Genomic DNA, 21,803 nt, shown 5'->3' on the forward strand with positions numbered 1-21,803 from the left:
TATATTCAGAAAGTGTGACAAAAAAAATAAAAAAATCGACATGGAAGGTTGGGGTTGCCCTCATAGAGAGCATGCTTTCCATTGTGCATGAGGATCTGGGCTGCCTGTTGATAGAAGGTCTTAAAGTTAAAAAAACCGGATATGGATATTAACAACCAATCAGAACTGCACACTCCGACCATTAGTCTTCGGACGTCGACTATTTGAATGGGTAAGGATTATCAATTATGATCCTCGCCTTTTTATACATGTTAAACCATCCATTTGAGCCGATGCTTGGACTCACCACAGGGACTTAAACCTTATAGACACCTTCGACAGGCTTTCACTCATACCTTTCGCGGAACAGCTTTCACCTGTTTTTCTGACGCATTATCAGTACGTTAGATCGTGTCGGTGAAAGGGTGAAGGGATTTTCGGGAGGTCCACCCCTTACTGCATAAAAAATAATCTGTGCATCTCCGGTCGACGTTCCGGGCCATTGCAGACGCCGAGGCCACTAAGGACGAATACTCTCAAACACCTTTCACCCCTTCACCATTCCATATCAAATTATCAATCAAATCAGTCCGATGCGGCCGCGCGAAAGGTCCGGTGAAAGCTCCAGAAAAGCAAACGAGACCTTTCCCCTTTCATCCTTCCGGCGATATCCGGTTCGCTCCGGTAGGTATCCCCCGAGGAAACCTTACTGACAGGAGTGCCGGACGTGAGCTTCTAAGAATAATGACGGAGCAGACCGCCGGGGCCAGGACACAGAATCAGTCTGACGATCAAGCGCCCGCTGCTGTCTCCGACCAAGAGACACTGCATGAATCCGCAAGGGACGATGTACCCGCTGGAGACGCCATCACCCACGGAACCGCACTTTACGCGGCAACCAACCTGGAATCGTGGGAAACGGACAAGCCTCATCATTTTGCGCGGGACGTCGGTATCGACGGCACCTGCTTCCGTCGGCTCGATCCCGAATACTACGCCTGGCTACGCCACAAAATGGACGCGGCCAAGAAGGCCATGGGTTCGGGTCGTCTTTCATCCCAGGCCTTCGAAACGCTTCGCTGCCGGTTCAACGTCATTCACGCCTGGGCCATGGATTGCTTCGGAGAGGAACCACTCCTATCGGCTGTCCGGGCCCTGAACCCGAGAACCTATTCACCGCCGGCACTCGGCACATACGGGCAAGATACCCGGCATCTCTCCGAAAGAACCGTACCGGACAAGCCTCCTTCATCGGTTCCTCAATATCTCTTTCCCAAGGACGGCGACTGGCGATTCACACAGAGGGTGCCGCCCTCGGCTGTAGCCAAGGTGGACGCCATCCGCGACCAGGCGCTGTCCCTCGGCTGGAGCGAAGCCAGGCTCTATCAAAACCGGGGACGGTTCCGCTTTCCCTGCGGGCAGGATTACGGCCTCGTCTGTTTCGTCGATGAAAAGGAGCGCATCGGGGAGGTCACCCGCCAGAACATCGAGATCATCGGACCGCCTCCGCGTGAAAACCGTTTGCGCTTCCACAACCCTGATGTGGATCAACCATGGCTCAAGAAAACGAAGAACGAAAACTGAAACGCAGATACGCGAACGCCAAGGACGTCCTGCCGCCGGAATTGCTTCGTGCGGTTCAGGAACAGTTCACCGGCCTCCTATGGGTGCCGGGCGACACCTGCTTCTACCGGGAACGCCGCAGACTCGTTCTCGCGCTGAAAAACCAGGGCATTTCCACACGTGAGATCGCACGGCTGTCCGGCATTACACCGCGCCGCGTGCGCCAGATCGTGGCCGAGAACCGCACCGCATCATCCCCGACGCATCAGGACGTCCGCCGGTAGGTAATGGAGGAGTTTCCCCGGATGGGGGCGAAATCCGTCTCCCGCCCCGAACCCCGGAGTGCCGAAACCGAACGGCGGAGATCATGGCTGACGACAAGGCAAAATCCAACATAGGCAAACACGATGCCGGACAACTCGACCGCTGGCACCGCAACGCCGCGTCCGAGCAGGAGGTCCGCAAGGCCGCCAAGTCCCGGACCGGCAAAGGTGCGGCTCCCGGCAACCAGAACAGCCTGGTTCACGGCATCTATGCCGACCGGTTCCTGTCCCCGGAGGAGCGCCCCCTCTTCGAAAACATCATCGGGCAGCTGTACCAGGACTTCGTGTTCAACAAGAGCTCCGACTTCATGCAGGTCGAGCTGGTGGCGGTCTATTTCCTCAAGTTGGGCAGGGCCCAGGAGTCCGGCGACTGGGACGCCGCCGAGCGTCTGGACCGGATGATCCGCTGCCATCTCAAGGACCTCAAGGCGACGAAGATCGCCCGTGAGGGAGATGCTGCGCAGGCCCGGAGACGACACCCGCCGAGTGGGCCACCGCCTTACTGGAAAAACTGGCCGAGTCACAGAAGAAACCGGCCGGGAAGTCCGCCAAGAGAAGGAAAACGCGGAAATGATGTCGGATAACACCGGAGCTACTCGGAAAAGAGACCGCCAGGGACGCGGGGTTACGGCGTTTCAGTTTGCCGGAATGTCAGATAAGACGTGTTCTCTGACATACCTCAACCCGCGGTCGGCGGAAGGTTTTATCAATCAATGCTTCCTCCCGGCTCCTGAAGGCTCCGATGCTTCCCGGTTCACTCCATCCGATTGTGTTCAGGGACGAGACTGTCGGCTGACTGTCTCCTGCCTCTGTGAGTGCCTGTCCGGAGGTGGGAATGGAAAAGCGGTCCGTGCGGACCGCGTTTTCCCCATGGAAGGTTCCGCCTTAGAGCCGCTCGATAGCGTCCTCGAGCGCTCCGTCGACCAGGTGGGTATAGACCTGCGTGGTGGAAAGGTCCCTGTGGCCCAGGGCACGCTGGACCACCAGGATATCCCCGGTGCGACTGTAGAGGTGGGTGGCGAAAGTGTGGCGAAGCCCATGCGGGCTGAGCTTTTTTTCGATCCCCGCTGCCCGGAGCCATTGGTTGAGCCTTCTGGCCACCTGGCGCTCGCAGAGACGGCTCCCGCGGTTGGAGAGGAAAAGCGCCCGGCATTCCCCGTCGCCGAGACGTCGGCGCTCTTTGAGGTAGCTGCGCAGGAGGGAGCGAAGGGTGGACTTTAGAAATTTCACCTGCGGCACGTCACCCTTGGCGCGGACACGGAGATGCTTGGCATCGAGGTCCACATCCTCGATGTCCAGATCGACCAGCTCCTGCAACCGGATACCGGTGCCGAGGAACAATTCGATGACGATCCGGTCCCGCACCGCCAACGTGGTGGACCTGCCGCGAAGCTCCTTTAGCAACCTCCGTTTCTCAGCTTCCGTCAAAAAGCTCGGGGGGTTGCGTGGAAGCCGACGCAGCCTCAATGACCCGGTCGGGTTCTCCCGCACCAGTCGTGTTTCTTCGGCCCAGGCGAAAAACGACCGGACGGCCGCTTTGAACCTGTGCATGGATGCCGGCGACCGGATGCCTCCCCTGGCAGAGACGGTCACCTCCGGCGAGGTCAGCATCTCATCGATCATGGGTGTGGTTACACGGTCGACGGTGAGGTCCGGCTGCCGCTGCTGCAGCACCGCCGTCATGCATCGCAGGTCTCGAAGGTATGCGCTGATTGTGTTCGGCGAGCGCCCTTCGGCGGCGAGCCTTCTGCCGAAGGCTTCCGATGCTTGGGCCAGGCTGAAATTCCGCTCCGTGACCGGTCCCGACGTGGAATCAGGACTGCTTAACAGCCGAAGCCTTCCCGCTGCTGTGTTCGTCATTGTTCTGGTCTCCTTTCTTCACGCTCCGGCCCATGGGGGTGTCCTTGGGCAGGGGCAGTTTGTCGATACGGCCGGTCTCCCTGGCCCAGATAAGGAACATGCGCAGCACCCGCTTGGTTTTTTCGACCGTGGGCTGGGAGCGTTCCCGACCGCTCGGGAGTTTGAGGAGCGCATCGGATTTGAAGAATTTGCCCACGTGCGGGGTGAGGATGGCGGACAGCTTGCGCTCCGATCCGAAGAAACCCTCGATCTGCTCGAAATCCTTTCCATAGGTGTAGAGCGTCCGCTCTTTTTTGCCCTGGCTGCGCAGGTGCTCCAGGTAGGCCTGTGTGGCCTGATGCAGTGTTTCGGTCATGGCTCGACCTCCTTTCGGTTGGCTCAAGTTGTTGGTTTTAAACCAGTTACGCACATTCACATACAGGCTTCGTGTGCGCCGGAAGTCAAGGCGTTCGATGCACATTCAACGAGAAATATCAGGCCCGCCGCGGGCCGGGAGGAACAACATGAGAAAACAGGTTGAAACGATTCTGCAAGCGCTCTTGGCGGCGTCCCTGGCTGTCTCCCTGATGGGGTGCGCAGCGACCCGACCGCCTCAGCGCATTCAGGATGCCATCCACACAATGAACCGCCACATGCCCGAGTATGTGACCGAGGCCAACAAGGCTCTGGCGGGTTCCGAGCACCCGGACAAGGAACGTCTGATCGGCATGGGCGAGCGTCTGGCCGATGCGGTGGACGCCCTGGACCGCTGGGCTTCGGGGAAGGAAGAAGTACGGGAGGAGGCCGAGCGATGAAAGAAATCCTGGAACGAAACAGCGAGGCGGTCCGCGAGGCCGGTCAAACGTTGGTGGAAATCGGCGCGGAACTGGCGGCCGGGAAGATCGACGAGGCCCTGGCCCGAGTTGAAACCATCCGCCAAACCTATCGCGAATGGGACGAGCTGGACCAGGCCGTCGCGGATATCGAAGGCGTGATCCGGGACCGCGAAGGGATGCTCGCCGTGCAGCATGTGTTGGCCGAACTGGTCGGTACGGTCCTCGGGTCGGTCTTGAGGTCGAGGCTCTCCTGATGGCCCGGATGTCCGCCCGTGAACGCAAGCTGGCAAGAACCCTGGCGGACCCTGTCCTCTGGGGACAAGCCTATCTGCGCAACCGGGACGGCGGACAAAGAACCTATTGGCGGCACCAGGTCGAGGACCTGCTATGCCTCGAAAAGAACATCATCCATTTGGACGGACGCGATGTCGGTAAAAGCGTCTGTATCAGTACCGATGCCCTGCATTTCGCCTTTACCAATCGAGGCGCTCAGGGGCTCATCGGCGCGCCGCACCAGGGGCACCTCGACACTTTGATCGAGGAGATCGAGTTCCAGCTCGACAACAACCCGGACCTCATGAGCAGCATCGCCCTCACCAAGTACGGCAAACCCAAGATTCACCGCAAACCTTACTTCCGTCTCGAATTCACCAATGGCGCGATTCTCTACTTTCGGCCTGCGGGTGCCTACGGCGATTCCTTTCGATCCCTTCACGTGGACCGTGTATGGGTGGACGAAGGCGCGTGGCTCACAGAACGGGCCTGGAAGGCGCTGCGACAGTGTTTGAAGTCCGGCGGGAAGCTGCGCATCTATTCGACGCCCAACGGCCTCCGGGACACGACCTATTACCGACTCACCGGATCGAGCCAGTTTAAGGTGTTCCGCTGGCCTTCCTGGCTGAATCCAATCTGGAGCAAGGAACGTGAAGCAGAGCTGCTGGAGTTCTACGGCGGCCGGGACAGCGCCGGGTGGCAGCACGAGGTGGCCGGCGAACACGGCAAGCCTCCTACGGTGCGTTCAATGTCGAGCATCTCAATCTCTGCCGCCTGGATGTGGTTGAGTACCAGAAAACCGTTGTCACCGGAGACGAATTGCGGGGCTGCGCCACCGAGGAGGAATCCCATGACCGCCTGGAGATGCTGCTCAACCTGATGCCACAGACCGGCGTGTTCTGGATCGGCGGAGATCTGGGGTATACCAATGATCCGACGGAGATCGTCGTGTTCCAAGAGATTGAACTACCCGAACGCCGGATCGTGAAGATGATCCTACGCCTCCGGATGGAGCATGTGGCCTACCCCCATATCGCCCAGACCATCGCGCTTCTGGACCGGTATTACACCGCCGCAGGAATCGGCGTGGACAACGGCGGCAACGGGCTGGCTGTGGTGCAGGAACTGCTGACCCTGGACAAGTACAAAGACCTGGCTCTGGAGGGGCGTCTCCGGGGATACGATTTCGGGGGGATGACCACCCTGGCGGTCCGTGACGGCCGGGAGATCAGGAAGCGGACCAAGGAGTATATGACCAGCCTCATCTCGGGTGCCTTGCAGCGCCGGCAGGTCGTGTTCCCTGTCAACGATCTCGAAATCGAAGATCAATTCACCACGCACACCTACACGCTGCACGACGGCCGTGTAGTCTACTCGAAGGGCAACGACCACATTATCGACGCCGTCCGCTGCGCAATGCTGGCTCGGGAACAGGCCAACCTCGACCTCGTGGGCGAGGAGACAGTCTCCCTGTCGCCCCTGGTCACGGAGCCGGTGTTTATCTGAACGGTTATACGCAGACGCAATCCTTCAAAAGCAACTTGACCTAAAGACGAGTAACCCATGCATCGCCCTGGGTTTCTCGTGTCGCTGTCAAGTGGCTGCCCGATTGTTTTGACAAGACGGCGAGATAAGCACGGGATATTTGCTACTTTCCCGCCTGTTTGTCACACGCGGAGAAACCCGCCCACCGACGTTCTTCCTTCGCCTCCGGTAGATAACCCGCAGAGCGGGCTTTCCCCGCCACACGGCGCGAATGTCGCGCCCACAACGGCAAGAAACCGAGAGGACCCCGGTGGAAGATCGAACCGACCCACAAACCGGCCATTCGACCACAGCTGCACTTGATGAAAACCCGGCGCTGCAAACGGACGGATTTGTGGTCGTTCCCATGGCGGCGGCCGCGGCACTCGACTCATCCGTGTTCAGCAAGGTCAACGCCTCCGAGGCCGTCCCGGCAACCTGGGAGGAACGGGCTTCCAAGGCCTGGGAATATTATCTCGAAGAGCCGTTGGTGAAGAACTGCATAAACTCGTGGCGCACCTTCGCCGTGGGTGACGAGATCAAGATCGCCGGCGACGACGAGAAGGTGAAATGGGAGGCCGCAGATCTGTCCGACCGACTCGGCGTTTCCGCCTTCGTCAAGGATATGATTCTCCAGCTTCTGGTCAAAGGCGACGCGGTCGGGTTCAAACGCTACACCAAAGACGGCAAGGCCCTTGAAGAACTGGTCTGCGTCAACCCGGTGTCGATCAAGGTCAAGTATGCGCAAGGTCAACTGGCCGAAGTCCGACAGTTTCCGGAAGACCATCCCGGTGTGGGGGAAGGACTGGACCTGCCCGTCGACCAGGTGCTCCACCTCAAGTGGGACGCGCCGTCCTTTTCGCCGCGCGGCAACTCGATGGTGCTCCCGGCGTTCCAATCCATCGAGCTGCTGCGCGACTATCGCCGGGCCGAACAGGCCATCGCCAAGCGATGGACGACCCCGTTCCGACTGCTCAAGGTCGGCGGCGCTTTCGGCCAGAAGATGGTCATGCCCGACCAGAAGATGCTGGAGCAGGTCCGGGACATGATCAACAAGATGGACCTCAAGAGCGGTCTTGTCGTTCCGTTCTACGTTACGGTCGAGACGCACGGCACCGACGGCCAGGTCCTCAACGTCGAGGACAAGGTCAAGGAGGTGAAAGAGGACATCGTGGTGGCGCTGGGTCTCTCCCGTTCCCTGGTCACCGGCGACGGCCCGAATTTCGCCACTGCTTCGGTCAGCCTCCAGAAGATGCTGGTGATGATCCGGGAAATAAAGCAGGCGGCCCGTGCCATCCTGGACTGGCTCTTCAACGACTGGCTCGAACTGAACGACTGGAGCGACAAGACCATCCAGTTCCTGTTCAACGACCTCGACCCCACCGACGCCGTCGATTTCAAGCGCCTGCTCATCGAGCTGTACGACCGCAAGCTCATCAGCCGATCCAGTCTCCAGCTCAAGATGGACCTTGATCCCGACATCGAATCGGCCAACCGCGAAACCGAAAAGCGTTCCGTGGACCTGCTGGATGAAAAGCAGATCAAGCCCATCGCTGATATGGTCATGGCCGGGATCATGGGTGTCGAAACCGCCCAGGAGATACTCGGTCTCGACCCGGCGAAGAACCCCGTCGGAAGCCGGGCGGAGGCGTCCTGGGGCGGACCCTTCACCCGGGGCGACATTGGAGACGCTGTCTGCGACGACTGCGCGCATTTCGATGACGAGCAGAACCATTGCCGAGTCCAGCGAAACGAAACCACCTTCGATGCCCCGGCGTGCCGTTTCTTCGACGCCAAGACCGTTCCTTCGGAAACCTCATCCGAGCAGAAAGGCGCGGTGTCCCGGAAGACCACGGCCTGCCGGGAGTGCGGGGAATGATCGGTGCGCTCGCGGCCAAGAAACCGGTCTCCCAGGCCGAGGCCATACGACGGGCCACGGAACAAAGCGTCCAGGCGAGAAACCTGTACACGGAGCAGACGGTCGCCGCATTGACCGCCATGCTCGGCGACGCCGAAGACGAGGTGCGTCGCGCCATCCTCCGGTACAAGAGCCTCGGCTCGCTTCCCGACAACAAGCTGGCCGCCCTGGAAGGGCTCAGGAAACTCCAGGCGGATATCAGGGAGGCCACGTCCCGACTACACCGGGACCAGACACTGCTTTTCCGGAAGACGGCGAAAGCCTCTTTCCGCCAAGCATCTACCGCGGCATCGATGAATTCGCCGCGGCGCAATTGCCGTTCTACCGTGACTTGACTCCCGAAGCATCGATAAACTCGCCACCCGCGTCTTCACCATCGTCGACACCGACGCCCTCGATTTCATGACCAACTACAACCTGGTGCTCGCCGGCGATGTCCACCGCGAATTGGCCGACGGCATCAAGCGGACCGTTATGAACGGCATCGCCACCGGAAAGGGCGTCGAGGACATCGCCCGCGATCTCGGCCGTGTCGTGAAGGACCCCGAGTCATTCCGGCACGCGGGATCAAAGGTTTTCAGCAAGGCCCAGTACCGAATGGAGGTGATCGCACGTACCGAGGTGCTGCGGGCTCATAACCAGGGGCGGATCAAGTTCCACGACCGGGTCGGCGTCCGCAAGCTCGAGTGGATGACCATGGAGGATGAGCGGGTCTGCCCGATCTGTGGCCCGTTGGACGGCAAGGTCTTCGATACGGGCCGTTTTCCGAGTCAGCCCGCCCATCCAAACTGTCGGTGCACCAGCGTGGTGGCATGGCCGCTGGTGATATGCGGCGGAGAATTGGGCGCTAAGGCCGCGGCTGAACCGGATGCCTGCATCCTTCCACCCCAGACTGTCGAAGCGCAGGCGAAGGCGAAGTCCGAAGAGGACGCCAAACTCAAGCACGCCTTCGAGAGCGGAAAAGTCGCGGACTTGAACACGCTCACCGTGAAGCAGCTTCAGACCCTGGCGAAACAGAACGGCGTATCCATCGCCCGCACCAAGTCCGACTTCATCAAGCTGCTCGATCAGGTCGAGCCGGGTATCGACCACTCCGATCTCACCGGAGCCGCCCTGAAGGCGAAGCTGAAGGATCACAAGATCGGATTGCTGCGCACCAAAGAGGAGCTGGTCGAACTCCTGGCCGAAAAACAGGCTGCACTGAAGCAGGCTCAACTGTTGGCCGAGCAATTGAAAAAAGTCCCGGAGACCGGCGGCCTGCAGGACCTGACGGTCGCCGAGCTAAAGGAGATGGCCAAGACCAAGGGTGTCTCCCTGAACATGACCAAACAGGACGTCATCGATCTGCTCGATGAACTGGAGCCCGGAGTCGACCACACCGGATTGAAGGGCAAGGCCCTCATCGCGGCCAAGAAGAAACACCACATCGGTCCGCTTAAGAATAAGCAGCAACTCATCGATGCCTTACAAAAAGCCGCCGGAAAGGAAATGGCCGAAAAGGCCAAACAGGAGCTGTCGAGGCGGCGAAGAAGGAGGCGCTCAAAAAGGCCAAAGAGACTCTTGATCAGGCGGCCGCCAAGGTGGTGGTGCCGGAAACATCTTCCGGCTATGCCGATTTTCTGTCTGCGGTGAAGGAAGCTGAAAAGGCTGTTGCCGGGGGCGCGGACCTGCCCCAGGAACTGCTTGAATCTCATGCCAAGGAGCTCGCTCTCAAGAAGAAGCTCTTCCGCGACCATGTCGCATCCATGAAGGTGGGCGACCTCAAGACTTTGGCCAAGGAGACCAAGGTCAAGCACTGGCAGTGGGCCAACAAGGACGAGTTGGTCACGCTGTTCACCGAGACGGACCCGGCTAAGGTGGAAGCGGCCAAGGCGGGTATCGGAAAGAAGCATGCGACCTGGCTCGAAAAGCACGGTGGAAAGAAAAAGGCCGTCAAGCCCAAGCCGGCGACAGCGCCAAAGCCCTCGGAACCGTCACCGCCTGTTTTTTCCAAGAAAGGTGCGGCGTTCGAAGAAGTGGACGGGGCATGGACCGACAAGGGCAAACCGGAAAGCTTCAAATATACGGGCAAGGCACAGGTCGGTGGTGCGCACAGCAAGGAATTCTGGACGGACGAAAAAGGCGAGCGATGGCTTTTCAAACCCGTTGAGCGGCCCGGCGATGAGTTCATCGCTTACGGTGAGGAAGCGGCATACAAGATCGGAAGGCTCATCGATCCGGACGCCGTCGAGGTACGCACCATCGTCTGAACGGACGGGTGGGCTCCATCCAGAAGTGGCGGACCGATCTCAAAGCGCAGTTGGACTTCGCCGGCCTGGACCCTACCGATCTCACCACCCTCGACATCGAGCAGATTCAACGGGAGCACGTCATCGACTGGCTCATCTCAAACCATGACGGTCACTCCAAGCAGTTTCTCCGTGGCAAGGACGGCAAAGTCTACGGGATCGACAAAGGTCAGCTTTTCAAACACCTGGGACAGGACCGACTCGCCGTCGACTACCACCCCAACGCCCGCTACGGAGAACAGGAGCCCTTCTACAACACGCTTTTCCGAACGGTTAAAGAGGGCAGAACCGAGATCGACCCCTCGGTGACGCTGCGGTACATCCGCGAGGTGGAAAAGATTCCCGACGAGGACTATCTCGCGATCCTGCGGCCGTACGCGGAAGGACGGTTCGGCGGGGACGCGGGCCGCAAGCAGGCGTTCTATGAGACCGCACTGGCCCGCAAGCGGAACCTGCGCCGGGATTTCGAATCGTTCTACGGCGATGTTCTCGGTCGAAAGGATTTCCGCTTTGACGACGTACTCGATGCCCTGCCCAAGAAACGTCTCGGTGCAGCCGAGGAGGCGCTCCTCGAAGATGCTCGTCGATTGGGCTGGCAGGGCAAAGCTCTTCCCTTCGACGAGGAGGACATCGAAGACCAGAACGCCTTGGTGTTTGTCGAGACCCTGAAAGGGCGGCAGCGGACAGTGTTCAAGATGAAGGTCCGTCCGGAGGCTGAAGGAAAGCTCATGGATGCCCTGCGCAAGGCGGGTGTCGATACGGCGTCCGCACGCGTCGGCGAGGCGTTGCCGGAGGATCTGTTCGCCGGTGACATTCTCTCCGCGGTGAAGACCATCAACCACCACGCCCAGGATCAAAAATACAACCAGGCGACCTTGAAGAAGGTCTCGGACCACTTGAAGGCGCTCCGGCGCTTGAGCAAGTCCGATGACCAGGACATCCGGGAGATGGCGGATACTTACATCGCCTGGATCGAAAGAGTCCAGCAAGCTGCGCATGAGAAGAAAACCATCGACCAGCGCTTCGAGACCTATCTGAAGAAACGTGCGACCCGTACCAAAAAGCAAAAAGACGCCCCGTTTACCGTTCGCAGAACAAAGGTGCGGCAGCCGCGCCGGGAAATCAGGAACGGCGAGATTGTCGTGCTCGATGACGGCGTCGACAATTCGGCTCTTTTCGGCGGACGCGGTATGAAGGCCGGCGAGCAGTACGAAATCGATTTCGGGGATGGAGTCCGCGGTGTTTACAGGCCATGGTCGAATAAGAACCTTTATGCCCAGCAAGGGGAATTCGAACTGGTGCTCCCGGACCGACCCGATGGCAAAAGCGTCGAGCGAGCCTTCGAGCGAATGGAATCTCTGGCATCAAGCGGGGGCCGCCACGCCAGAGGATACGGAGCTGCTTTATCTCCACAAACAGGCCTATCTCACCAAAGCCGACCGTGATTCGGAATACAAACGCATGGTGGAGGAACTGGACCGCAGGGCGGCGGGCAAGGAAGAACGCATCCGCGAGATGCGGGGATTCTGGGAGAAGCGTCTGGGTGTCAAGGACCTGACCCGGATGTCGGGATACGACCCTATGGGTGAGCATCAGCTCGCCTTCAAAGGCGTCGCTAAAGGCGGTGGATATCGCCATCAATACCGTTTTGACCTGTCGGATGATGATCTTGAAAAGCAGATGAAGGGTTACGGCCTTTATCACCGGCTGACCAACGGTGAGGACCTGCCTTCATTCATTGAGACGGTGTTGGACAACAACGGCGCGATGGTGAGCACCGTGGAAAAACTTCGTGCAGGCATTCCGGTCGGCGGCATGTCGCCTGTGGCGGATATGGACACCGGTGGTGCCAGCTACTTTTTCGCCCGCATCAAGAAGCTGCCGACCGCCGGGCGGTCCTCCGATGTGGGGCTGTATTTCAAAAAGCGCATGCTCCGACGCATGGACGCCATTAGTTACGACCACGACGCCTTCGGGCGCGTTCGGGACGAATACGTTTCGAACCATCGCGGGAGCACACCGACTGAATGGAAACAGTTCGCCAGGAGGGGCGGCAATGAGACCATTTTCAAGTACTCGGTCACCCTGCTCGACAACATTGACGTGATCGTAGTGGGCAGCGACCGGGAGAAAAAACGCCTGGTCGATGCATTCTTGAAACGCAGGATTTCAGAGTTGCCCGACGGCCGCAAGGTCGAGGACATCGTGCTGGTGAGGTGATTATGAAGGAGTTCATCGAGAAGGAAAAAGCCAAACTCCAGGACCTGTTCGCACCGTTCAACGACGGCGGCTCCTGGATGAGTCTGGTCGAACCCGGTCGGGACTCTGTGCGCCTCGGCATCGTGGACAGCTACACCATAATCCGTGTGGCCCCGCACTTCGATGCCGAGGGTGAAGTCAAGCGGGTTGATTTCTGGCTCTTCGTTAAAACGGTCGGCTACGACGAAGGATTCCAGCACGCGCACACCGTCAAGGTAGTCGGCTGGTCCCAGGGGGACACCTATCTGCTCGATCTCGTTGATGACCGCAACCGGAAGTACCACATCGAGTTGATCTTCCCGGATCAGGAGCCGGAACTGGCTTCAGATTGGAGCAGCTGGCGGAGGTACAAGATGCGGAACCGGGATCGGTTCTCCCTTATAGATGTGGACCTGATGACCGAACACCGGCAAATCGCGGAGGAATGGGAATGAAACTGCGTTACATGATTGAGCATGCCCTGCGCGACCGTATCCGGGACCCGCGGTACGAACCTGTCGGCGTCTGGGTCCAGGGGTCGGGGCCCGGCCTGGATCTGGTGATCGAATTCCTGCCCGGTAATACCGATGCCCGCGAGGAAGCCGATTGGATCATCAACGCCTGGTGGAAAACGACATCAGGTCTCTGCCCGAGGATTTTCTGGCCTACCATCAGACCACGATCCCAGCTTACCGAGGCATGCGCGGCCCCATCATCGAAACCGACGAATTCTCTTCGACAGACGCCTGCGCGCGGCTCCTCCTGGACAAGATCGCATCCGGCCGAATCTCCTGACCCCCTCCGACACTTTCAGACGGGCTCCGGTAGATATCACAGCGACAGGGCTCTCCGCCCGTCCCGCGGGCTGCGATCCGCGGACGGAACGAGCGCCCCACCGGCATAAACCGGATTGTCGCGACATGACCGGAGAACCGAATGGAGCTATTCGCAACCGACCGTGACCGGCTGGCGTTCCTTCTGGAGACAGACGCCGCGCTTGACCTGGACTTCGAGGCGCTTGAAGCCCAGGGACGCGATGTCTCGGAGGAACTGCCTCCTGAGAAACGGCCCAAATACATCACCAATTACATCGGCTCGAAGCAGAAGCTGGTCGATTGGATTTGGAAGCACACCCCGGAGGGAGTGTCATCGGCGGCCGACGCCTTTTCAGGATCGGCGGTCGTGGCCTACATGTTCAAGACCAAGGGCCTGCGGGTCCTGGCCAACGACCGTCTCCACTACTGTTATCACGCCGCCCGGGCCATCATCGAAAACGACAGCGTCCGGCTCAGCGACGAGGACGTAGAGGCGCTGCTGACCGACAATCCCAAGGCCGGGAGCTTCGTCCGCGACAAATTCAAGGGCATCTTTTTCGCCAAGGGTGTCCACGCCCTGATCGATACGATCCGGGCCAATGTGGACCGGCTCTCGGGCTTCAAGAAGGACCTGGCCCTGTTCGCCCTGGGCAAGACCTGCATGTCCGGCAAAGGCGGTTTCGGTCATTTCTCGTCGTCCACCCGTTACGGAAAACGGGAGGACAGCCCCGAGGAGTTCAAAGCCCGTTTCCGCAAAAACGCGGCCCGCATCAACGCCCTGGTTTTTAATAACGGCAAGGATTGCAAGGCTTTACGCAAAGATATCAACGAGTTTCTGCCGGGAGCCAAGGTCGATCTCGCCTATTTCGATCCGCCCTACGCCACTGAGTTCTCGACCACGAATTACGAAAAGGCTTACCACTTCGTGGAAGGGCTGATGACCTATTGGAAGGGGCTCAACCTCGTCGAGGGATCGAAGACCAAGCATTACGAGACGGATCACAAGACCGTGACCCGGGCCAATGCGGCCGGGTTCTTCGAGACCTTCCTTGGCAACGCAAAGCATATCCCGCACTGGCTCATCTCGTATCGCGATCACGCGCATCCGACCGAACGGGAGATGCGTGGAATCATCACATCCCTTGATCGTGATTCGAGCATGCGCTCCCGAGATCATCATTACGCCATCACATCGCGTCACGGCGACGCCTCCCACGCCAAGGAACGGTTGTTCATCTGTTCCCGTTCGGCGGGACGGTCCACCAAGGCGGACGACGCATCCACCGGGACCATGACCGCGCAGGCGATCTGGGAGGAAACGGAGAATGAAGTCCGCTACCGGGTACTGGACCCGGAGCGGTTCGTACCGGACAGCTTCCGACGCAAGACGCTCGAGGGCGTCGAAGGCGTGGCCATCATCATCGGACGGTTGAAAAAAGAGTTTGTCCCCGAAGGCGGCAATCCGCGCTCCATGGTTCTTCAGGCATACCGGTTCGTACGCAAAACGGAACGGAACCCCGACGGCTGGACCATGGAAAAGGCCAAGGAGTGGATCGGAAATAACGATGCCGACAAGGCGGCTGATGCTGCTCTGCGGGTGGATGCCAATCTTCGTGCATTGGCCGACGCCCCGTTGGGAGACTCCGTCGATCTGCTCATCTGTCAGGCGGGCAAGGCGGACCCCGTCCGGGTCACCGGATTCATGGGCAGCAAGTACCTGATGCTCGGATGGATCGAGCGTCATGTGCCCAAAGACGCGGAAAGCCTTCTTGACGCCTTTTCCGGCGGCGCGAACGTGGCCTACCACTTCAAGCGCAAGGGGTTGAAGGTCATCGCCAACGACCTGTTGCGCTTTCCCTATCACCTGGCGCGGGCAGTTATCGAGAACTCCAACGAGACCTTGAGCGACGAGGACGTCGAGAGGCTGCTCGCTCCGAACCCGGACGCCGGGACGTTCATCGTGGATCATTTCTACGGCTATTACTACACCAAACCGGTGCTCCGCTGGCTGGACCAGGTGTGGGCGAACATCCAGAAGCTGCCGGGATACAAGAAGGACTTGGCGCTGGCCGCGCTCGGAAACACCGTGAAATCAAAAAGCGCCTTCGGTCAGTTTTCCCGCTCCAAGATGAACCGAAAAGCTGACCTGGAGACGGCGGCCAGCCTGGAACAGTCGCAGCTGTCCAACCCGCCCCTGTCGAAATTCATCGAATCCTTCAGGCGGTCCATCCGACAGCTCAACAACCTCGTGTTCGACAACGGGAAGGAGTGCAAAGCCTTCAACCTTGATGCGACCGAAGCCGTCCGGCGGTATGGATCGGATGTCCTTTACCTCGATCCGCCCTATGTGACCGAGTTCGGGAGCAACGACTACGAGGATTCCCTGCATTTCATTGAAGGGCTCATGACCCGCTGGGCGGACAAGGCGATCCATTCGAATCCGCGCAGGAATTTCCCTTCGAGAACACGATACACCAAGGAGTCGATACGGTCCCTGCTCGAGACCCTGTCGGCGGAGGCACGCACCCGTTACGGCACGGTGCTGCTTTCCTATCGAGACCGAGCGTTTCCGCGCGAGGAGGAAATTCAACGAATCCTCGCCGAGCACTACGGCCTGGTCCGGGTCCGCGGTATGGAGGTCGATTACAACATTGCCAAAGACATCGGCCGGGAGGGCAAACACGCCCGGGAACTGCTCTTCGTCTCTTCCAAGCCCAGAAGTTCCCCCCGGTCCGCGGCCGCGTCCCGGAGCGCGCTTTGTCATACCTCCATTCCCGTAGTTATCGACGCCTCGGCACCAACGGGCTTGAGCACCGAAGCGTTGGATGTGCCAAGGGACGCCGGTGATCCGAAGTTCACGTTCGTCCTCTGCCGTGTCGGCACCAACAAGAACGGCGATCACTTCACCCAGGATGAGCTGGCGACCCGCTACACCACGGCCGTCAATAAGAAGATCGATCTCAAGCATTCCCAGGAATTCACGGACATCGTCGGCGGCATCGTCTCGGCGGACTTCGTCGAGGATGAGGATGGCGGGCGCGTTGAATGCGTCGGTGAGCTCTTCGTGTCGGACAGCCTGCATGCGCAGTTGGCCTATAAGCTGATCCGCAAGGGCATCGTCACCCAGGTGTCGATGGAGTGCGATTACGAGGAGGGAGAATGCTCGATTTGCGGCAAACGGGTGCAGTCGAAAGATGATTACTGCATACACCTGCGCAAGCACAAGGCCGGCGAGTTTCAGGGGAAACCTGTCTACGAGATTCTGCACGGCGTGAGCTTTACCGGTCTCGGCCTCCTCGACCGCAAGGGTGCCGATGATAACGCCCGCATCACCCAGGTCGCCTCCGAACGAGGCGGACAAACCCAAACCGTTGAAGAAGGAGGTCCACCGATGGACGAAAAGCAGAAAGCGAAAAACGAAGCGGCCGAAGCCGCCGACCAGAAGAAGGACGAAGGCGGCGGCGTAGTCGATGACAAGGCGCGCGTGAAAGAGCTCGAGAAAGAGAATCAGGAGCTCAAACAGCAGGTGCTCGCCTTGCAGAAGAAGCTCGAGGAAATGGAAGCCGAACGCAAGGCCGCTGCCAACCGCACCCGGGCGCAGAAGCTCATCCGCAAGATGGAGGAACAGAACATCTCCTTCGGCTCGGACGAGGAGCGCGAGAAGGAAATCGAGCGTCTCGCCGGACTCTCGGACGAGGCCTTCGCGGCCACGGAAACCGCCATGGATCGGATGATCCGGTCAAGCGCAGAGAAGGCGGAGAAACAGAAAGAAGAAGACGGCAAGGACTCCGCCAAAACGAAAACGAAGGCCGAGTCCCAGAAGAAGGACACCCCCATGCGCAGCGACGCCGGTGTCCGGCCGAAGGACGTGGATGACCAGAAGAACAGCCTCGAAGACAAGCTCAAAAACGGCTTCATGGCCGCCTATCGGCACCGTGTGGCGTCGGCCGCGGGCGAGCCCGTCGCAACCAACTGATAAGGAGGAAAGAACATGCCTTTCATCAATCCCAATCATCGCGGCCTCGCTTACGGCGACGGCTACATGCAGGGTGACGGTCAACTCGGCCAGGTGGTGAAGATCTCCGGCGATGACCTGTTTGCCGTGAACACCGACCCGACGGCCAAGTCGTTCGGCATTCTGATCAAGGACTACAACAACGGCGAGATGCCCGGCATTTACTGCATGGGCGGCGTCTACGAGACCGACGTCTTCGAGGGGACCGTCAATCCCGGAGACGACCTGAAGGTCTCGGCGAACGGCAAACTCACGGCGGGCGTCCAGGCCGGCGAGGAAGTGATCGCCCGGGCCATCTCCGCCTCCGGCGGAACGATCAAGTTCCGGCTGCTGATCTGATTAGAGGAGGATATCTACTATGGAGACGACCCAAGTGAACGTGCACAGCCAGGAATACATGGAAACGATGGCGCGCCTGATGTCCGAGGCGCTGGAATCCCCGGATGGGATGCGCGCCCTGGCCGCGGCCATCGCCGCGCCCATCGAGCAGGAGATCAAGCGCAAGGAGATCTCCTCGCTGCTGCTGACCCGCCATACCCTTCCCAAGGGCGAGCGGCCGCTCTACCAGAAGAAGCCGAAGGTCAAGGCGTACTGGATCAGCAACGAGGGCGAAGCCAGGAACAGGAGCTGGGAAAGGACGAGGTGGAGTTTCCCACCCACCGCATCCATTCCGCGCCGATGGTCGACGTGTCGGTGCTCAAGAACGGCAATATCGGTACGTTGATGGACATTCAGACCTCGGCGGCCGACGAAATCCGCAAGGAGATCGACAAGCGGACTATCACCGTGCTTTCCGCTTCGGTCCCGGCGGGAAACACCGTCGAGGTCACCGGAAACACGCTGACCGAGGAAGCCCTGAACGAGGCCGTTTCGATCATCGAGGACCTCGAACTTTCCGTGAAGTACATCGTCATGCGGGGCCGGCGGTTCAACGATCTGCGCGGCTGGAACCTCGATCCTCAGACCAAGGCCGAGCTGCGAGCCAAGGGCGTGATCAAGAACTACGGCACCGGAGGCATTCTGCTCACCGCGGCCCAGTCCCTCGATGAAGTGTTGCTTATCCCCGATGAGGAGGTGGGAAAAATGCCGGTGAGGGAAAACCTCAAGACGGAAGCCATCGAGCAGAAGACTCGGTTCAAGACGGGCTGGCTGGTCTGGTCGGAAATGGGACAGGGCGTAACCCGCCCGGACGTCGTGGCCAAGATCAAGATTCTCGGCTGATGGAGGTGATTCGAAATGAAGAAGGTAAAAAACGTCCGTCCGGGCGTCCTCATCATAGCCGATGCGCGATTGCGTCTTGAGCCTGGCGAGGTATTGGAGGTCGAATACCTGACCGCCCACATGGAGCAGGCCTTGTCCGCGGGACACCTGACCCGTATCGGCCAAGAGGGAACGAAGGCGTCGCAACCATCTGAAAAGCCGGAACATCCCCCCGAGGAACCCGACGAGAGCGACCTGTCCAAAGTGACGGCAACCGAAGCGATCTCCCGGATCGGTACTGAAAGTGATACGGACCTGCTCAAAGCCCACCTTGCCAACGAAAAGCGGCGCACGGTCATAGACGCGCTGAAGAAGCGGCTGGCGGAGGTGGACGGTGGCGCTGAGTGATTTTGTTACAACGCTGAGAACCGACCTGTCTGACCCGGCCGGTGAGCTGTTCACCGACGAGGTATTGCAGCGCTGCATCCTCAAAGGCGTCCACCGACTGGCCCGTGATCTGGAGATATCCCTTTCGGTCGCAAACGGCGAGATCGTTCCGGAACCTGAAGGGGAAACGCTCGAACTGCTTCTGCTGCTCGGCCAGATTCATGCATGCCAGGTCATGCGTGCGACAACGGCGAACGCGTTCTCGTTTTCAAGCGGCGACAAACGGGTAGACAAAACCAAGCAGCCCCAACACTGGGCCGAACTCGAAGAGGACCTGAAGGCCGTCTACAAGCAGCGATTGAGCGATATCAAACCGGGAGCCGCTGCGTCGCCTGAGGACTACATCATCACGCCCGGTGGTCTCAACCCGGTGATCTACGAGCAAGGAAGCGATCTGTGACTCTTTTGAGCGATCCGGAAAAGATCCGCGCCGCCGATGATGTGAAAGAACTCATCCTGGCGTCCGGACAAGAGGCGATGCTTCTGCGTGCCGTTCCCGGCGAGCGACTCTATGGCTCTGATGACGCCGCTTTTGAGGAGGTCGGCACCTTTTCGCTCGAGTTCGTCGAGACTCCACCGGAGGACCTGAACAACAAAATCGACGCCGTAGCGTGTGTTTTGCCGGTCCAGGATGTTCGACCGGAAGATCGCGTGCAGACCGGCGCAGACGCATTCCGTATTCAAACCGTGGAAGAAGAGCGACTGTTCGGCGTAATCACCCACAAGGTCATCAAACTGGTCCGGCTGCATGGGAGTTAAACGTTTCGGAGACTGGGACAAGGCCAAGGCGAAGCTGGCCGCAAACCCCGGCCCCCGTCTCGCCCTCGCCCTGCGTCAGGCGACGATCAAGAATGCGCTGCTCCTGGTCCGGGAGATCAAGCGCGGCATCCGCAGCCAGGCTCCCGGCGGAAAGCCGTTCGTCAAGCTCGCCGAAAGCACCATCAAGCGCAAGGGCTCCAGCAAAGCCCTGATCGATACCGGCTTCCTGGTCAATTCCATCACCCAAAGCATTCTGGCTGATCGGGCTTTTGTCGGACTGCTCAGAGGCACCGTCAATAAGGACGGCGACGATCTGGTGAATATCGGTGCCGTGATGGAGTACGGAGCCACCATCCAGCACCCGAACGGAGCGGTCATAGTTATCCCGCCTCGTCCCTTCCTTCATCCCACTATGGAAAAGTATCGCAAGCAGATCATCGAGAATTACCGGCAGGCCATCCGCACGGTGCTCTGATCCCCGCCCGACACTTCCCGAGCCGCTCCGGTAGATATTCAGCGGAAACATAACTGTCCGTTCCGCGGGTATCGCTGCGGGCGGCCTTTGAAACCGGAGGTGCCGGACCTTGGAAACCGTTCGAATCGTTGTTGAAAGCTTCATCCGCCTTGTCAAGGCGGAGATCGACCCGGATGCGGTGCTTGTCGCCGCGGACGACGTGTTCGAAGTGCCCAAGGTTCCCAGCCTCATCCTCCAGGGACCCACACTGGTCGAGAACGGCGACCGCCGCACCCAGGCGCGCATGGTGGAAAAGGATGTTCCGAACCTGACCTACGAAGAATGCCGCCATCCGCGCCTCTATCACCTGGATTTCGACGTCATCGTCACCGCCGCACATGAAGGCGAGTTGCTCGATCTGCAGGAAAACGTCGCCCGATTCTACCAGCGCCACCCGGTTCTGATCGTGGAAGACCGCGGAACGATCAATCTCACCGAGATCACCCCGCTCGGGGGGTTGCGCCGCGTGAACCTGTCGGACCTCCGCCAGAGCAGCGGCCGGTGCCGAATCGAGGACTGCCCCGTCTACGACGGCGTCGTGCTGACGGGCACCCTGGTCAAGGACAGGAAATTCGAGTTCCGGGACGGCGTGGAGGAGGACCGGCTCTACACACCATGAAATAAGGAGGCACTGTCGTGATCGAAATCAAAAATCTGCTCTTTCAGCCTTTGACGTTGCACCTCGCGGGCGACGGTCGGGGCCTGCACCTGAATCCCCGTGAAATCAGAAGCATCAGCGACGACGACCTTTCGCCCGAGATAGAAGCCGCGGCGAAACGAGGTCTCGTCTCGCTTTCCGGAGGGTCGCACCGCCGGAAACTATCCCCCGTTCTGAGAAGCCGCTCGATGAACCGCCGGAACAGGAAGACGGCGGAAAACCCAAGCCCAAACGGCGCAAGCGGAGGTAGACCATGGCGACATATCTTTCACCCGGTGTTTACACGCGGGAAATCGATTTCAGCTTTTATGTGAAACAGATCTCCACTTCCTCTTGCGGCATGGTGGGCGTGGCCGAGCGCGGTCCGATCAACAAACCGGTGCTGGTCACCAGCTGGGAACAGTTCATCAACAAATTCGGCTCCTATCTGCAGGCCGGCTACCTGGCCTACGCCGCAAGAGCTTTTTTCGACAACGGCGGTTCGGTGCTCTATGTGAACCGTATCGCCCACCTTTCAGATCCGACGGACAGAGACAGTCTGACCGCCGTGAAGGCCTCGGCGACGCTGAAGGACCGGCGTGCGGCCGCAGCGGCGCTCGAGACCGGCACCGAGG

Annotated in this window: 24 protein-coding genes and 2 pseudogenes; 24 read left to right on the top strand and 2 right to left on the bottom strand. The window is 59.6% G+C overall.

The window, feature by feature from the left end:
- Positions 1 to 723: 723 nt before the first annotated feature.
- From JCM12296_RS20735 to JCM12296_RS20745, 3 genes are all read left to right on the top strand, one after another.
- Positions 724 to 1,563: a hypothetical protein gene (locus JCM12296_RS20735; protein ID WP_054697483.1), complete on the top strand. Its 840-nt coding sequence runs from the start codon at positions 724 to 726 to the stop codon at positions 1,561 to 1,563.
- Entirely contained in the window at positions 1,533 to 1,826 is a 294-nt protein-coding gene (locus tag JCM12296_RS20740; RefSeq protein WP_054697486.1) for a helix-turn-helix domain-containing protein, read from the top strand. The genes JCM12296_RS20735 and JCM12296_RS20740 overlap by 31 nt, the downstream gene beginning before the upstream one ends.
- Positions 1,827 to 1,909: 83 nt before the next feature.
- A complete protein-coding gene (locus JCM12296_RS20745; RefSeq protein ID WP_157067785.1) occupies positions 1,910 to 2,449 on the top strand; it encodes a Clp protease/crotonase-like domain-containing protein in 540 nt (179 codons plus the stop codon).
- A 301-nt stretch (positions 2,450 to 2,750) separates the two neighbouring features.
- On the opposite strand, the gene JCM12296_RS47865 is transcribed toward JCM12296_RS20745, so the two are convergent.
- Both JCM12296_RS47865 and JCM12296_RS20755 read right to left on the bottom strand, forming a co-directional pair.
- Positions 2,751 to 3,725 carry a tyrosine-type recombinase/integrase gene (locus tag JCM12296_RS47865; protein ID WP_083456362.1) on the bottom strand — a complete coding sequence of 325 codons (975 nt, stop codon included), beginning with the start codon at positions 3,723 to 3,725 and terminating at the stop codon, positions 2,751 to 2,753.
- Positions 3,679 to 4,080: a hypothetical protein gene (locus JCM12296_RS20755; RefSeq protein WP_054697489.1), complete on the bottom strand. Its 402-nt coding sequence runs from the start codon at positions 4,078 to 4,080 to the stop codon at positions 3,679 to 3,681. Before JCM12296_RS20755 ends, JCM12296_RS47865 begins: the two co-directional genes overlap by 47 nt.
- A gap of 148 nt (positions 4,081 to 4,228) precedes the next feature.
- Between JCM12296_RS20755 and JCM12296_RS20760 the strand changes: the two genes are divergently transcribed.
- From JCM12296_RS20760 to JCM12296_RS20840, 21 genes and pseudogenes are all read left to right on the top strand, one after another.
- Positions 4,229 to 4,519 carry a hypothetical protein gene (locus tag JCM12296_RS20760; RefSeq protein WP_054697492.1) on the top strand — a complete coding sequence of 97 codons (291 nt, stop codon included), beginning with the start codon at positions 4,229 to 4,231 and terminating at the stop codon, positions 4,517 to 4,519.
- Positions 4,516 to 4,794 carry a hypothetical protein gene (locus JCM12296_RS20765; RefSeq protein WP_054697494.1) on the top strand — a complete coding sequence of 93 codons (279 nt, stop codon included), beginning with the start codon at positions 4,516 to 4,518 and terminating at the stop codon, positions 4,792 to 4,794. Before JCM12296_RS20760 ends, JCM12296_RS20765 begins: the two co-directional genes overlap by 4 nt.
- Positions 4,794 to 5,693, top strand: coding sequence for a terminase large subunit domain-containing protein (locus JCM12296_RS42220; RefSeq protein WP_218188190.1), 900 nt, complete (start codon positions 4,794 to 4,796; stop codon positions 5,691 to 5,693). The genes JCM12296_RS20765 and JCM12296_RS42220 overlap by 1 nt, the downstream gene beginning before the upstream one ends.
- Positions 5,633 to 6,319 carry a hypothetical protein gene (locus JCM12296_RS42225; protein ID WP_218188191.1) on the top strand — a complete coding sequence of 229 codons (687 nt, stop codon included), beginning with the start codon at positions 5,633 to 5,635 and terminating at the stop codon, positions 6,317 to 6,319. Before JCM12296_RS42220 ends, JCM12296_RS42225 begins: the two co-directional genes overlap by 61 nt.
- 289 nt (positions 6,320 to 6,608) lie before the next feature.
- Entirely contained in the window at positions 6,609 to 8,216 is a 1,608-nt protein-coding gene (locus JCM12296_RS20775; RefSeq protein WP_246804645.1) for a hypothetical protein, read from the top strand.
- Positions 8,213 to 8,590, top strand: coding sequence for a hypothetical protein (locus tag JCM12296_RS42230; RefSeq protein ID WP_218188192.1), 378 nt, complete (start codon positions 8,213 to 8,215; stop codon positions 8,588 to 8,590). Before JCM12296_RS20775 ends, JCM12296_RS42230 begins: the two co-directional genes overlap by 4 nt.
- 67 nt (positions 8,591 to 8,657) lie before the next feature.
- Entirely contained in the window at positions 8,658 to 9,887 is a 1,230-nt protein-coding gene (locus JCM12296_RS42235; RefSeq protein ID WP_218188193.1) for a phage minor head protein, read from the top strand.
- Positions 9,836 to 10,504, top strand: coding sequence for a hypothetical protein (locus tag JCM12296_RS42240; protein WP_218188194.1), 669 nt, complete (start codon positions 9,836 to 9,838; stop codon positions 10,502 to 10,504). The genes JCM12296_RS42235 and JCM12296_RS42240 overlap by 52 nt, the downstream gene beginning before the upstream one ends.
- Positions 10,505 to 10,512: 8 nt before the next feature.
- Positions 10,513 to 11,988 (top strand): hypothetical protein, encoded by a 1,476-nt coding sequence (locus tag JCM12296_RS42245; RefSeq protein WP_218188195.1) that lies wholly within the window; start codon positions 10,513 to 10,515, stop codon positions 11,986 to 11,988.
- A gap of 16 nt (positions 11,989 to 12,004) precedes the next feature.
- Complete coding sequence (locus JCM12296_RS42250; RefSeq protein ID WP_218188196.1) at positions 12,005 to 12,763, top strand: hypothetical protein; 759 nt, start codon at positions 12,005 to 12,007, stop codon at positions 12,761 to 12,763.
- A 2-nt stretch (positions 12,764 to 12,765) separates the two neighbouring features.
- On the top strand, positions 12,766 to 13,236 hold the full coding sequence (locus tag JCM12296_RS20785; protein WP_054697497.1) for a hypothetical protein: 471 nt from the start codon (positions 12,766 to 12,768) through the stop codon (positions 13,234 to 13,236).
- A gap of 151 nt (positions 13,237 to 13,387) precedes the next feature.
- Positions 13,388 to 13,576, top strand: a complete 189-nt coding sequence (locus JCM12296_RS20790) for a hypothetical protein (RefSeq protein ID WP_054697499.1) — start codon at positions 13,388 to 13,390, stop codon at positions 13,574 to 13,576.
- A gap of 141 nt (positions 13,577 to 13,717) precedes the next feature.
- Positions 13,718 to 17,572: a DNA adenine methylase gene (locus JCM12296_RS40075; RefSeq protein ID WP_083456364.1), complete on the top strand. Its 3,855-nt coding sequence runs from the start codon at positions 13,718 to 13,720 to the stop codon at positions 17,570 to 17,572.
- A 15-nt stretch (positions 17,573 to 17,587) separates the two neighbouring features.
- Positions 17,588 to 17,950 (top strand): hypothetical protein, encoded by a 363-nt coding sequence (locus tag JCM12296_RS20800; RefSeq protein ID WP_054697502.1) that lies wholly within the window; start codon positions 17,588 to 17,590, stop codon positions 17,948 to 17,950.
- 109 nt (positions 17,951 to 18,059) lie between these two features.
- Positions 18,060 to 18,832: pseudogene (locus JCM12296_RS20805) on the top strand (HK97-fold major capsid protein).
- Positions 18,833 to 18,847: 15 nt separating this feature from the next.
- On the top strand, positions 18,848 to 19,219 hold the full coding sequence (locus JCM12296_RS20810) for a hypothetical protein (protein WP_054697504.1): 372 nt from the start codon (positions 18,848 to 18,850) through the stop codon (positions 19,217 to 19,219).
- Positions 19,206 to 19,658 (top strand): hypothetical protein, encoded by a 453-nt coding sequence (locus tag JCM12296_RS20815; protein WP_054697507.1) that lies wholly within the window; start codon positions 19,206 to 19,208, stop codon positions 19,656 to 19,658. Before JCM12296_RS20810 ends, JCM12296_RS20815 begins: the two co-directional genes overlap by 14 nt.
- Complete coding sequence (locus tag JCM12296_RS20820) at positions 19,655 to 20,017, top strand: hypothetical protein (protein ID WP_054697510.1); 363 nt, start codon at positions 19,655 to 19,657, stop codon at positions 20,015 to 20,017. The genes JCM12296_RS20815 and JCM12296_RS20820 overlap by 4 nt, the downstream gene beginning before the upstream one ends.
- The gene (locus JCM12296_RS20825) at positions 20,007 to 20,492 is read left to right on the top strand and encodes a phage virion morphogenesis protein (protein WP_054697512.1); all 486 of its coding nucleotides are present in this window, start codon (positions 20,007 to 20,009) and stop codon (positions 20,490 to 20,492) included. The genes JCM12296_RS20820 and JCM12296_RS20825 overlap by 11 nt, the downstream gene beginning before the upstream one ends.
- A gap of 109 nt (positions 20,493 to 20,601) precedes the next feature.
- Positions 20,602 to 21,150, top strand: a complete 549-nt coding sequence (locus tag JCM12296_RS20830) for a hypothetical protein (RefSeq protein WP_054697513.1) — start codon at positions 20,602 to 20,604, stop codon at positions 21,148 to 21,150.
- 292 nt (positions 21,151 to 21,442) lie between these two features.
- Positions 21,443 to 21,803 (top strand): annotated as a pseudogene (locus tag JCM12296_RS20840) (hypothetical protein); the annotation flags it as partial.

It is taken from the genome of Desulfosarcina cetonica JCM 12296 (assembly GCF_001311845.1).
In the GTDB taxonomy this organism is placed as follows: domain Bacteria; phylum Desulfobacterota; class Desulfobacteria; order Desulfobacterales; family Desulfosarcinaceae; genus Desulfosarcina; species Desulfosarcina cetonica.